Genomic DNA, 13422 nt, shown 5'->3' with positions numbered 1-13422 from the left:
CGTGCCCCGCTCAGGCTCTGGAGACCACCGATGACGAAAAGACTGATCACCTTAGGCACCCTGATCGCGCTGAGTCTGGTGACGGCGCTCGTCGCCCCGGCCTCGGCCGCGCACGCCTCCTCGGCGAACGTCTACCGAGGCCGGGCCACCGTGACCCTGGAGAGCTACGACTACTGCGGCAGCGGCGGCGGGCGCCGGCTGACCGGCCGCACCTCCTACCGTGCCGCCGCGCAGTTCAGCACCGGCCCGCGCAAGACGTACGGCGGGTACGTCGAGCGCAATCCGTTCACCTGGCTGTTCTACGTCGGGAACATCGGCGCGACCGGATCGTTCCAGGTCGGGTCGGCGGCGGTGGCCAAGCCCCCGGGTGTGCTGCTCAACTACTGGACCAGTTCGTACAGCAGCGGCAGGTTCACCGGACGCCTCGTGGCCTCGCACTCGGACAAGGCCACCACCTACAACACCTTCTTCGGCCAGCAGGACCTGATTCCCTGCCGTTCCGGCCTCGGCACCATCCCCATGACCTACGCGCTCCAGGCCGGCACCCGCATCAGCGGCACGATCGGGAGCGGCGGGGCCCATCTGACGATGACCGGCGGGACGAACGAGGGCTTCTATGCGTTCCGCGTCGTCTTCTCGGCCTGACCTCGCGCGGCGGGCCGTCCCGATCGCCGGTCCGGCCCGCCGCGTACGAGGCGGTCTCCCGGCAGCCGCGCCCCTCGCGGGCCACCTCTCGTAGCGGGGCCGCACATGGCAGGCTCCCCGGACATCGTCGCCGTCTGGTCCCGGCGCGTCGCCGAGCGGGTCACCCCCGCCGAGGCCGCGTCCGCCGAGCGAGTCGGCGCCGCGTACGTCGCGGGCGGCGGGCGCCGCCGCGACCTGCTGCGGGCCGCGGCGGGCTCCGAGCCCGGAGGGTTCGGCGGCGGCCTCGGTCCGGGCGAGCTGCCGATCGTCCTGGACGGCCTCCGCCACCTGGCCGACCATCTGCTCGGACTGGCCTCCGGCCACCCGCTTGCCGACCTGCTCGCGCTGCTCGTCATGCGGGGGATCACCTCCGGGGCACCGGATGACGAGCAGCGCGAGCGGGCGGCCGCCGAGCCGGAGCTCGACCGGGTGATCGGCGCGTTCGGCGACCGCCTGCGCGTCCAGGGGGTCGCCCCCGAGCGGGCGCGGGAGCTCACCTACGACACTCTCAAGCTGGTCTTCCAGCACGACCGTGACACCCCCGAGATCGAGGCGTTCCTCCGGGCGCTCGCGGGCAGCCCTCCCGCCGCGCCGGTGCCGGGCGGCCCGCCGCCCGGGCACCCGCCCGCCGTCCGCGGCGACTCCACGGGATGGATGCCGCCTCCCTGGCTGTGGTTCTACTTCCTCGGGGTCACCGCCCCGTCCGTGCCCGGGCTCGTGGAGAGCTTCGAGGCCGACGCCGGCGGCGTCACCGCGCTCGCCGGGGCCCTGGCCGCCGGGGCGCGGCGAGCGGCCGTCGCCCTTCTCACCGGAGCCGGCCTGCTGGAGTTCTTCCCCGCCGCTCTCCTCCTCGCCGGCATCGCGGGAGTCCTGTTCCCCGGCGCGCGCGGGCGCTGGGCCGAGCGGCGGCACCACCTTTCGCCGAGCGGCGATCCGGTGATCGAGGAGATGTCCGCGTTCGTACACCGCCACGCCTCGGCGATCGAGCTGCGGCTCGGCGAGCGCCACGATCGGATGGCCCGCGTCTACCCCATGGGCTGGCGGGAGGCGCGCATCGCCGTCTATCCCCCGCTGCTGCGCCTGTGGCACGACGACCGGGAGGCGGCACGGGCCGTGCTGCTCCACGAGGTCGCCCACCTGCGGCAGGGCGACCACCTGATCGTCGGCCTCGCCGGCCCGTTCGGGTGGTTCGTCAGGGTGTGGAGCGTGATCCTCATCGCCCTCGCGGTGGTCGTGTTCGCGTTCTCGCTGTTCGCCGGGGGGCCGGAAAGCTCCGCGCTGCTCGCCTCCCTGCTCCACGACGCGGCCTCGATCCCGATCGGCCTGATCCTGCCCGTGGCGGGCCTGTGGGTCGCCGAGCTCAGCGCCGACCGCTTCGCGCTGCACGAGACGGCACCGGACGCGCTGCGCCGCGCCCTCGGCCCCGTCCGTGGCCGCCGCCCGGCCGCCAGGCTCCTGGACGGGCTCACCCACCCGCCCCTCCGGCTGCGGCTGTGGGCCACCCGCGCGGGGCCGGGCGGCATCGCGGCCCTCGCCGCCCTGTGGCCGGCGGCGGTCGTCGTGCGGGCCGGCGCCATAGCGCTGTTCGAGCTTGCCGCGTACCTGCTGACCGGGTTCTCCTTCGGCGACGCGCTCGGCGCCGTGGTCCACGACCTGCGGGCCGACCTGGCGTCCGCGCGGACGACGCTGATCGAGATGATCGTGCTGCTGGTCAACTGGCCGCTTCTCGCGCCGCTGTGGCTGCGCGTCTGGACGCCCGTGCGCGGCGTACGGCAGCGCTTCGCGCCCTATCTGCTGTCGGCCCTGATCCCGGGGGCTCTGGTCACAGGCGGTCTGACGAGCGGCGCCGTCGTCGGGGGCGAGATCCCCGCCGCCACGAGCACCCCCGCCCCTGCGGCGGCGCCGGCGGCCACACCTGAACGGACCGGCCTGGTCGATGACCGCCCATGGGACGGCCGGCCCCTGCCCGCCGAGATGCGGATCACCGCCTTCACCTCGCTCGCCCAGCAGGCCGGATCACCCGAGTGGAAGGGCGTCGCGGCGGGCTGGCTCGGAGGCGGCGTCTGGCGGGCCGAGAAGGACGGGCGGCTGACCTTCTCCACCATGGCGAGCCGCCCGGACCTGAGACCGGGCGAGGGCCACTGGCTGCGCGTGGGCGACAGGGTCACCTTCTGGCTGGCCGTCGAGTCGGACGTCCGGGGCGAGACCGTGACCACCGAGATCGGCGGCGACGTGGACCTCGGAAGGAGACCGGCCGTCATGAGCGCCCAGTGGGCCCCAAAGGTGGACGCCTCGCAGCTCACCGCGCTCATGTCGGCACCCGCCCTCGCGTTCACCGCCCCGCTGGACGTCTACCCCGCGCCCTAGCTCACCGGCACGTGGATCCAGCAGGGCTCGGCGAAGTCCTTGTCGGGGACCCTGGCGACGATCCGCTCGAAGCGCAGGCCGGGCTCGCCGGCGAAGGCGGTCTTCACCGAGCTGAGGTAGAGCCCTTCCGCGACGATCACGATGTGGTGTCCAGGGGCTCCGGCCAGCGCCGCCTTGGCCTCCGCGCAGTCACGCAGCCGGTGCGCCCGTATCACGCCGTCGCCGCCGAACCCGTTGACCTCCGGGTAGACCATGTCCTCGTCCAGCGCGACCCGCAACCGCACCGCGTACTCGGGGCGGACGTGGCGATTGGCCTCGGCGAGCGCGCTCGCCAGCTCGCGCAGGAACCGTCGGATCACCTGCGGCTCCTCGATGCCGGGGGGCATGACGATCAGGTGGCCGTCGCCCTGCCCCTGGCGGTCGCACTCCTGCGGGTCGACCCGCGCGGCGGACAGTGCCAGGTCGAGCACCCGCACGAGGACGGTCTGCACCCTCCCCTGCTCGCTCGCGTCGCGTTTGGCGGAACCCTCGACGTCGACCGTGACGCACATCCGCCTGGCGCCCCGGCGCGCCGGCTCCTCGCGCGCCGCGGGCGAGGCCGCCGAGAACGCGCCGTCCAGCAGGCTGAGCTCGAAAGACCGGGGCTCCCCGGTCGTGACGGGGACGTCGATACCCAGCTCGGTGTCCGCGAGCCTCGCCGACACCCCGATCGTCCCGGTCAGCGATGTGGTGTCCTTGGGCGCCTGCAGCAGCACTCTGGCCACGCGGCTCCCCTCGATCAGGGAGGCGCCGGGCTCGGGCCTGATGCGCCAGCGGAAGTCGCCTCGGCCGTCCCCGAACGTGGTCAGGGTGCCGAGCGCCTTGGGGTCGTCGTAGCGTACGGCGGTGAGCTGCCGCGCGACCACGTCGCCGTCGTCCAGGGCGACCTCGAAGACGGCCTCGACGTAGCTCAGGCCCGGCGCCGCCTCCTCCAGGTCGAAGGGGAACAGCACCTGCGTGTAGGCCCATCCCCCGGCGCCGCGCGACGCCGCCACCTCGGGCGGGAGGTCGCCGGGCGGCACGGCGACGACCATCGGACGGCCCAGCACGACCCCGGCCTCGCGGGTGAACCGCGTGCCCGCGCCCTGGAGGGTCTCCTCGGCCACCAGGTCGACTCGTGCCTCAATCGCGTAGCCAAGCTCGGTCACTCGGCACCTCCAGGATCATCAGGGTCAGTCGGGCAGCCCGAACAGCGTGAAGGCCGCCCAGTCCCGCGGGTCGTCGGAGCGGCCGGTGAACATCGAGCGCTGCGCCGCCCGCAGGGCCTGGGCGGTGCCGAGGCCGCCGTTCAGACGCAGGTCGCAGAAGCGCCGCAGCACGCGCAGGCTGTCGCGCTCGCGCACGGGCCACAGCGTCATGAGCACGGCGAGAGGCCCGGCCGCGAGGAAGGCCCGGCTGAGCCCGATGACGCCGTCGCCGGTCACCCGCCCCGCCCCGGTCTCGCAGGCGGCGAGGACGACCAGCCGCGCGGGCAGGTCGAGCTCGTGCACGGCGCGGGCCGTGAGCTCGCCTCCGGCCAGCGCGACGTAGGAGGCCATCGGATCGTCGGGCAGCGCCTGCGCGTGGGTGGCCAGGCAGAGCACCGAGGGCCGTACGGCCGCGCCCTCCACCATGGCCGCCAGCGTGGCGGCGGCACCGATATTGATCTCCGCGCCGGCGAAAAGGCCGGAGACCACGCCGAAGCGCTCGCGCAGGAGCGGAAGCGGCGGCAGGCCGCCGGGCATCGGCTCGGGGTCGACCAGCGCGCACAACCTCGGCGGCGCGGCCGGTGCGCCCGTACGCCGGGCCATGAGCGCGGGCAGGATCGAGGCGGCGGGCAGCACCGTCGTGGTGTGGCGCTCGGCGAGGTGAGGTCCCCCGGCGCCCACCAGCGCGTGGAACGGCACCCGCAGCAGCTCCTCATGGGGCACCAGCGCCACGGCCGTCTCGGGGTCACGGGGCAGCCACCTGGCCACCGGATCCCACAGGACGCCGCCGAGCAGGCGCAGCAGCTCACGCACCCGCGCCCGGTCGAGCGTCTCGGCCCTGAGGTGACGGTGCAGCTCGTCGACCCACCCCCGCAACGCGCCGCGGTCCACCCGCAGGTCGGCCGTCTCCATCCCGTGCGGCCCTGCCACGAAGACGACCAGCCGGTCACCGCGCAGGAAGTACTCCACGACCGGCCCGCCGTACTCCCCGAGCAGCGCCGACATCCGGGCCGGGGTGAGCACGGGAGCGGGCCGCCTTCCGCTCATCAGGTCGGCGAACGCGCGGGCGCGGGCCATCTCGGAGGCGACCAGGGCGGCCTCGCCGTCACCGAGGTCGAGGAAGAGGCCGGGCAGGTCCCCGAGGAAGGACCCGGCCTCCTCCATCATCTGGATGCGGTCCCAGTCGGTGCCGGCGCGCGCCCGCCACTGCTCGACGTACCTGGCCATCCGCGCCGTCGCCTCGGTGTTGCCCTCCCTCGTACGGCGCGCGTGCCCGACCGGGTCGAGCCTTTCGAGGTGGTCGCGATGATGTTCCAGCCGTTCGGCGGCACCCGTCAGGGCCACGGCTAGGTCGTCAACGGGGTCCACGAACCCGGCGGCCAGGGCCCGCTCCACGAGCGCGCGGAGCCGCACCGGGACGCGGGCCAGCGCCCCGGCCGCCTCGGCGACGCCGCCGGCCAGCCCGGCCGGGCCGTACGGCGCCGGGTCGAGGCGGCCGATCAGCCCGGCCGTGGACGCGATCTCGGAGTCCGCCGCCGCGACCAGGTCGCCGAGGTGCCCACGTGCCGCGATGGACGCGAGCACCTGCCGGTCGAAGGCGAGAGACTCCCGCACGCCGGCCAGGAAACGGCCCCACGCCCCGGTCACCGCGTCGCCGACGCTCAGCTCGCGGCGCAGACCGGCGGCCTCCCGCAGGTGGCCGACGAGCGCGCCGAGGTGGCCGGCGGCGAAGTCCAGCGAGATCTGCCCGGACAGGGCGTTGAGCCTGTTGATCGGTGACGAGGGGTCACCGGCCGGCTCCTCCTGGGCCTCCACCGGCGCCGCCGGAACCTCGCCGTGCCCGGCCGCGCGGCCGGTGACCGTGGCCTCGTAGCTCACCGGCCGGCCGTCGAGCGCCACTCCGGAGAACCGCACGATGCCGGAAAGCAGGTCACCATGCACGGACATGCGAGCCGTGCCCGCGCGGGCCTCGATCGGCAGGTCGAACCCGGCGCCCATCGGGCTCACGACGGCCGCCCACCAGATCGGAGGCGCCGTGGGGCCCTGCAACGGCCCGAGAGTCACCGTCACGCCCGCGTCGTCCGACGTCACCTGCGCGTCGTCGTCGCCGGCGACGACCCACAGCAGGCTGCCCGGAGCCTGGCCTGGAGAGGAGAGCATGAACAGCGGCGAATCGCCCCACTCCACGGAGACCTCGACGTCTGGGCAGGGCTCCCCGCCGATCAGAGGCGAGGCCGTGCCCGTGAATCGCCGCCACACACGGTCACCCGGCCGTTCCGCCACGATGAACGATGCTAGGGACTTCTGCCCGCCTCCGCCACAACGTGCGGAAGGGGCGTACCGCCTCGGATCAGGACGACGGGACGGTGATGATCAGCGCGTCTCCCTGGCCGCCGCCGACGCCGCCGCCCCGGAGGGCGGGGGCGGCCGGGGGCCGTTGGGTGATCAGGGGAGAATCAAGGATGTGGAGCGGATGAATCCGGACGAGCGGAGGCGGGGGTCCTCCTCCCGCGTACGGCTCCTGTCCGGGGAGCGTCCTGACGGCGAGGAGTCCACCGTCGAGCGCGCGGCATCCGCGAAGGCATCACGGGGTGAGGCCGCGGCGGCGGGTGGGCACGGCCGATGCTGAACCTGGACAGGCTGGTGAACGTCCTCGGCGGCTACGGGGCCCGCCTGTGCTGCGCCCCCGCGTCACGGAATGTGGAACTGCGCAGCGTGGTGGTGCACGATCCGACCGACACCCGCCCCGCGACCGGTGACGTGTTCCTGTCGGTCGGGGTGGAATCGGCGGCCGAGGCTGTACGGCTGGCGCGGTCGGCGCGTGCCGCCGCGGTGCTGGTGCGCGGGACCCCGCCACTCGACGAGACCGCGCGGGCGGACGCCGATGACGGCGGGATCGCCGTCCTGCTCGTGGAACCCGAGGTGTCCTGGAGCCAGCTCTTCGCCGTGGTGTACGGCCTGGTGCTCGAAGGCCGGGAGACCGAGGCGGGGCGTGGGCCGACCGACCTGTTGGCGTTCGCGGACACGCTCGCCGACGCACTCGGCTACGCGGTGACGATCGAGGATCAGATGTCGCGCGTCCTGGCCTACTCCGGCTCGCAGCACACCGCCGACCCGGCACGGCTGGAGACGATTCTGGGCAGGCGGGTGCCGGACACCATGCGCCCGCTGTTCGAGAAGCAGGGCGTCTTCGCGCATCTGGCGACCTCCGACGAGCCGCTGTTCGTCGAACCCTCACCCGAGCACGGCCTCAGGGGCCGCATGGTGGTCGCCGTGCGCGCCGGGCGTGAGCTGCTGGGGTCGATATGGGTCGAGTGCGAGCGCCCGCTGTCCGCCGAGCGCCGGACGGTCCTTGGTGACGGGGCGCAGGCGGTCGCGCTGCACCTGCTACGTTCCCGGGTCAGCGCGGACCTGGAGCGTCAGGTGGAATCCGATCTCGTCATCCGCCTGCTGGAGGGCACGGCCGACGCGCCCGCCGTGATCAGCAGGCTCGGCCTGCCCCAGGAGCGGTTCCGGGTGATCGCGCTCCAGGCGCACGTCGCCGAGGAGAGGCATGCCGCGATCCTGATGGCCTTCGAACGCGCGACCACGGGCTTCGGCTGGTCACGGCCGGGGCGCAGCGCCCTGTTCGGCAACACCCTGTACACCGTGCTGCCGTGCGACGACGTCACGCCTGCCCGCGCCTGGCTCACCGCGATCGCGAACGTCCTGCCACGACAGGTCACCGTGTACGCCGGCGTCGGCGGAGCCGCGGAGCCCGCCCAGCTGCCCGCGAGCAGGCAGGAGGCCGACGAGAGCCTCGCCCTTCGGACGGCACGGCCCGGCGACGCCCTCGCGGTCGTCTACGACGAGTCATGGGACGCGATCCTGCTGCAACGTCTCCGGGCGGCCGCCTCGGCGGGACGTACCCCCGCCCGCGGGCCGGTCGCCGAGCTGTCCCGGCGGGACGCCGAGCACGGCACCCGGTACATCGCGACGCTACGTGCCTGGCTGGAGGCACAGGGAGATCTGGCCGTCGCCGCGAACCGCCTCGACGTCCATCCGAACACCGTCCGCTACCGGCTCCGGAAGATGGCCGAGATCACCGACCTGCGGCTGGACGTACCGGAAAAACGGCTGGCCATGATCATCACGTTGGCCGTAAGCCAGGACACACAGCCTTGATCTCTCCGCCGTTGTCGTAAGCGGACAAAGCCCACCCTCGTGCTTGTCCGAACGCACAAACCGTCCTCAGGCCCCAGGGGCGATGCTCAGATGCAGGCGAGCGAGGCTCGCGACAGACAGAGCACGTCACAGGATGTCAGAGCGGAGATGTGGTCATGGGTATCGATGGTGGACCGCGCACGGCGGTGGTGATCGGCGCCGGCGTGGTGGGGCTGTCCACCGCGTGGTTCCTGCAGGAACGTGGCGTGGACGTCACCGTGGTCGACCGTGACGGTGTGGCCGCAGGCGCGTCGTGGGGCAACGCGGGCTGGCTCTCGCCGGGGCTCGCCATCCCGCTGAACGAGCCCGGAGTCCTGCGCTACGGCCTGCGCTCCCTGCTCGACCGGAGCGCCCCGCTGCACGTGCCGGCCACGCCCGACATCGGGCTGTGGTCGTTCCTCACGCGGTTCGCGATGAACTGCGGCTGGAAGTCCTGGGGCCGTGCCGTGAAGGCCAACCTCCCGTTGAACGAGGAATGCCTGGAAGCCTTCGACGTGCTCACCTCCAACGGCGTCGAGGCCCCCACGACGGAAGCCCCCATCATGGCCGCCTTCGAGAACCCGCGACAGGCCGTGGCACTCCTGCACGAGCTCGAGCGGATCAACCGGTCCGGGCTGGAGATCCAGTACAGCGCGTTCGAGGGCCACGACCTCAGCAGGCAGGCGCCGCAGCTCTCCGCCCAGGCGAAGGCCGGTATCCGGCTGGACGGGCAGCGCTACGTCGACCCCGGACGGTTCACGCACTCGCTGGCCGCCTCCGTCGTCGCCCGAGGCGGCACGATCCGGTCCGGTTTCCGGGTCACCGGGGTGGACACCGACTCCGGCGGGCTCTCCGTCCGGTCGAGTGAGGGAGACTCCGTCAGGGCCGACGCCGTGGTCCTGGCCACCGGCGCCTGGCTGAACCAGCTCGGCAAGGAGTGGGGGGTCCGCGTGCCGGTGCGCGCCGGACGCGGGTACTCGTTCACGGTGCCGACCGACCAGCCCGTGCCCGGGCCGATCTACCTGCCCGCCGTGCGCGTGGCCTGCACGCCGTATCAGGACAAGCTGCGCGTCGCGGGAACGATGGAGTTCCGCGACGCCGACGCCCCCCTGTACCAGAGGCGCGTCGACGCGATCATCGCGTCCGCCAGGCCGCTGCTGGCCGGCGTCTCTTGGGAGGAGCGCACCGATACCTGGGTCGGCCCCCGCCCCGTCACCCCGGACGGCCGGCCCCTCATCGGAGCCACCCGCGCCCCCGGAAGGTTCGTCGCAGGCGGACACGGCATGTGGGGCTTCACCCAGGGGCCGATCACCGGCCGCATGCTCGCCGAGCAGATCACCACCGGCAAGCAGCCCGCGGCCTTCCGGGACTTCGACCCCACCCGCTGACCCGCCACCCGCTGACCCGCCCACCGGCTCCGCCACGACGGGATCCGGCCTCCGGCGTGCCGCCTCGGGTCAGGAGGACGGGACGGTGATGATCAGGGCGTCGCCCTGACCTCCGCCACCGCAGAGGCCGGCGGCGCCCACGCCGCCGCCCCGGCGGCGGAGCTCGTGGGCGAGCGTCAGGACGATGCGCGCGCCGGAGACGCCGATGGGGTGCCCGAGCGCGATGCCGCCGCCGTTGACGTTGACCTTGTCCTGCGGCACCCCGAGCTCCTTGGACGACTGGAGCACGACCGCCGCGAACGCCTCGTTGATCTCGACCAGGTCGAGGTCCTCCACGCTCATGCCCTGCTTGCCGAGGGCCTGGAGGATGGCGTTGGCCGGCTGGGACTGCAGGGAGTTGTCCGGGCCCGCGACGTTGCCGTGGGCACCGATCTCGGCGAGCCAGGGGAGGCCGAGCTCCTCGGCCTTGGCCCTGGACATCACCACGACCGCGCAGGCGCCGTCGGAGATCTGGGAGGACGACCCCGCCGTGATCGTGCCGTCCTTGGCGAAGGCCGGCCGCAGCCTCGCCAGCGTCTCCACGGAGGTGTCGCCGCGGATGCCCTCATCGGCGGAGAACACGATGGGGTCGCCCTTGCGCTGCGGGATGGTCACCGGGACGATCTCGTCGTCGAACCTGCCGTCCTTGACCGCGGCGGCGGCGAGCTGGTGCGAGCGGGCGGAGAAGGCGTCCTGCTCCTCCCGCCCGAGGCCGAGGCGGGTGTTGTGCCGCTCGGTGGACTCGCCCATCGACACCTGGTCGAACACGTCGGTGAGCCCGTCGAAGGCCATCGAGTCGAGAATGTCGGACCCGCCGAACTTCACGCCCTTGCGCAGGCCGGGCAGCAGGTGGGGCGCGTTGGTCATCGACTCCATGCCGCCCGCGACGACGATGTCGAACTCGCCGGCGCGGATCAGCTGGTCGGCCAGGGCGATGGCGTCGAGCCCCGACAGGCAGACCTTGTTGATGGTGAGCGACGGCACGCTCATCGGGATGCCGGCCTTCACCGCGGCCTGCCGCGACGGGATCTGGCCGGCGCCGGCCTGGATGACCTGGCCCATGATGACGTACTCGACGAGCTCGGGCGCGACGCCGGAGCGCTCCAGGGCCGCCTTGATCGCGAGGCCGCCCAGCTCGGCGGCGGACAGGTCCGACAGCGAGCCGAGCAGGCGGCCGATGGGCGTGCGTGCCCCGGCGACGATGACGGAGCGCGACATGCCGGACGGGATGGCGGGAGAACTGGACACCAGGGCCTCCATGATGGGGTCTTCGGCGACTTTGCCACCATACCTAGGACGGGCCACACGACTTCAGAGAGGTCGCCGGGAACGCTCCCGGCCGGCGGTGGCCGCCGTACGACCAGGGAGGACACGCAATGCTGCTGAGAATCGACCATGTGGGCATCGCCTGCGAGAATCTCGACGAGAAGATCGCGTTCTACGAGGCGACCTTCGGCGTGACCGTGGTCAGCCGGGAGGTCAACGAGGAGCAGGGGGTGAAGGAAGCCATGCTGCACGTGGCGGACGGTGAGGGAGGCGGCTCCTATATCCAGCTGCTGGAGCCGCTGAGCGCGGACACCCCGGTGGGCAAGTTCCTCGCGAAGCGGGGTGAGGGCCTCCACCACGTCGCGTACGGGGTGACGGACGTCACCGAGGCGATCGAACAGATCGGCGGCGCGGGGGTGCGATTGATCGACAAACAGCCCCGCCACGGTGCAATGGGCACCTCAATCGCGTTTCTTCATCCGAAAGACGTGGGAGGAGTCTTGACAGAGCTGGTGGAGTCCCCCGTGCGCCAGTCGTAGCACCCGAAACTCAACAATGGCTTATTCGTAACAAGTCGCGCAGAAAGTCGGACGGGACCTCCAATTCGGCAACACCGGAGTACGCTGGCCTACCATCCGGACGTGGATCCCGCCATGGACGGGCGAGCCGAGCACGAGGATCCAGGGGTGAGCGAGAGCTCGCCCCTGCTAGCGAGTGCCCGAGCGAGCGCGACCGTTGGAAGCGGGTCCCCGCCTCGGATGTCCGCCCCCCGTCCGGCCCGTGTAGCCGTCTCGACAACCCAGGATCGAGCCTCATGCAGTCCGACATCGACGCCCAGCTGAACAATTTCTTTGAAGACGCCCCCACGCGGGAATTCGACGTGGTTCTCCGTGGCTACGACCGGCACCAGGTTCACGACCACTTGAAGCAGCTCGACACCGACCTGCGTCAGACCCGTGAGCAGCTCTCCGCGTTGCAGCGGGAGCTTTCCGACTCGCAGCGTCAACTGCAGGAGCAGGAGCGCCCGACCTACTCCGGGCTAGGTGCCCGCATTGAGCAGTTGCTGCGTCTGGCGGAGGAGCAGGCCACCGAGCTGGTGCAGGCCGCCAGGTCCGAGGCCAACGAGATAAAGGCCGCGGCGAAGGTTGACGCTGCGGATGTGCGGGCGGCCGCGGAGAACGAGGCCGCCGAGAAGCGCGCGCTCGCCACCCGCGAGACCGACGAGATGCGCACCATGGCCGAGCGGGAGGCCGAGGAGATCCGCTCGACCGCCAAGCGCGAGGCCGACGAGCTGACCTCCACCACCGAGCGCGAGGTCTCCAAGCTCCGGGCCACGGCCGACCACGAGGTGGCCGAGAAGCGCGCCGACGCCGAGCGCGAGATCGCCAAGCTGCGCACCACCACCGAGCGTGAGGTGGCCCAGCTCCGCGCCTCCACCAAGCGCGAGCGCGACGAGGTGCTCACCACCGCCAAGCGCCAGGCCGACGAGATGCGGGCCCAGGCCCAGCGTGTGCTGGAGGAGTCCGAGGCCAAGCGCGCCCAGGACGAGGCCGAGTTCGAGATCCAGCTCGCCGCCCGCCGCGAGGAGGCCGAGCGCCAGGAGTCCGAGCGCCACGCCACCGCCCAGGCCGCGACCCAGAAGCTCGTCGCCGAGGCCGAGCAGCGCGCCGCGACCGCCGAGCAGCGGGCCACCAAGGCCACCCAGCAGGCCGAGCAGAGCCGTCGCGAGGCGGACACCCACGCCAAGCAGCTGCTCGCGAACGCCCGCAAGAACGCCGACCAGCTGGTCGCCGAGGCCAAGACCAGCGCCGAGTCGATCGTGTCGGACGCCAAGTCCGAGGCCGAGCGCAACAGGACCGTCGCCCAGCGCCAGGTCGACGAGCTGACCCGCCAGCGCGACAGCATCACGAGCCACCTCGCGCAGCTTCGCCAGCTGCTCGGTGGCGCGGCCCTGCCGGGCATGGACGAGGCACCGGCGGTCGCCGCCGCGCCGCCGAAGCCCGCCCTCGCGGCCACGCCCGTCGCACCCGAGAAGCCCAGCCCCGCAGCGGCCCCGCAGCGGGCGGCCGCGTCGGCCGAGGACGAGTCCGAGTGGTGGCAGGAGTAGGCACCTCACCACATCAGGGGCGTTAGGGACGGCTACCAGGAGAGCCTGGCGATCACCATGGTCGCTAGGCTCTCCTCTGTTGTCCGCACCGTTTCCACCCCGTACGGCACGCAGACGGTTCCCGCAGTGGCAGCCCTCCCGCCGTCATCACCTCACCTCCCAA

General features: G+C 72.8%; 9 protein-coding genes. 6 read left to right on the top strand and 3 right to left on the bottom strand.

Features of this window, described 5'->3' with window-relative positions:
- Positions 1 to 30 precede the first annotated feature (30 nt).
- Complete coding sequence (locus OG589_RS00905; RefSeq protein ID WP_405145259.1) at positions 31 to 645, top strand: hypothetical protein; 615 nt, start codon at positions 31 to 33, stop codon at positions 643 to 645.
- A gap of 105 nt (positions 646 to 750) precedes the next feature.
- Positions 751 to 3051, top strand: a complete 2301-nt coding sequence (locus tag OG589_RS00900) for a M48 family metalloprotease (protein ID WP_405145258.1) — start codon at positions 751 to 753, stop codon at positions 3049 to 3051.
- Here the strand turns inward: OG589_RS00900 and OG589_RS00895 are convergent.
- Together OG589_RS00895 and OG589_RS00890 are read right to left on the bottom strand one after the other, a co-directional pair.
- The gene (locus tag OG589_RS00895; RefSeq protein WP_405145257.1) at positions 3048 to 4238 is read right to left on the bottom strand and encodes a hypothetical protein; all 1191 of its coding nucleotides are present in this window, start codon (positions 4236 to 4238) and stop codon (positions 3048 to 3050) included. The two genes, OG589_RS00900 and OG589_RS00895, sit on opposite strands and share 4 nt — an antisense overlap.
- A 24-nt stretch (positions 4239 to 4262) precedes the next feature.
- Complete coding sequence (locus OG589_RS00890) at positions 4263 to 6560, bottom strand: CHAT domain-containing protein (protein WP_405145256.1); 2298 nt, start codon at positions 6558 to 6560, stop codon at positions 4263 to 4265.
- 339 nt (positions 6561 to 6899) lie between these two features.
- On the opposite strand from OG589_RS00890, the gene OG589_RS00885 reads away from it, so the two are divergent.
- Both OG589_RS00885 and OG589_RS00880 read left to right on the top strand, forming a co-directional pair.
- Positions 6900 to 8441 (top strand): PucR family transcriptional regulator, encoded by a 1542-nt coding sequence (locus OG589_RS00885; protein ID WP_405145255.1) that lies wholly within the window; start codon positions 6900 to 6902, stop codon positions 8439 to 8441.
- Between the two features lie 155 nt (positions 8442 to 8596).
- Positions 8597 to 9847, top strand: a complete 1251-nt coding sequence (locus OG589_RS00880) for an NAD(P)/FAD-dependent oxidoreductase (protein WP_405145254.1) — start codon at positions 8597 to 8599, stop codon at positions 9845 to 9847.
- Between the two features lie 69 nt (positions 9848 to 9916).
- On the opposite strand, the gene OG589_RS00875 is transcribed toward OG589_RS00880, so the two are convergent.
- Positions 9917 to 11104: an acetyl-CoA C-acetyltransferase gene (locus OG589_RS00875; protein WP_405152250.1), complete on the bottom strand. Its 1188-nt coding sequence runs from the start codon at positions 11102 to 11104 to the stop codon at positions 9917 to 9919.
- Positions 11105 to 11262: 158 nt separating this feature from the next.
- On the opposite strand from OG589_RS00875, the gene mce reads away from it, so the two are divergent.
- Positions 11263 to 11691, top strand: a complete 429-nt coding sequence (gene mce, locus OG589_RS00870; protein ID WP_405145253.1) for a methylmalonyl-CoA epimerase — start codon at positions 11263 to 11265, stop codon at positions 11689 to 11691.
- Between the two features lie 275 nt (positions 11692 to 11966).
- Positions 11967 to 13259, top strand: a complete 1293-nt coding sequence (locus OG589_RS00865; RefSeq protein ID WP_405145252.1) for a DivIVA domain-containing protein — start codon at positions 11967 to 11969, stop codon at positions 13257 to 13259.
- Positions 13260 to 13422 lie beyond the last annotated feature (163 nt).

Origin of the sequence: Sphaerisporangium sp. NBC_01403 (assembly GCF_045040145.1) — a bacterium.
Taxonomy (GTDB): Bacteria; Actinomycetota; Actinomycetes; order Streptosporangiales; family Streptosporangiaceae; genus Sphaerisporangium; species Sphaerisporangium viridialbum.
This window is presented reverse-complemented; position numbering and strand designations above follow the sequence as displayed.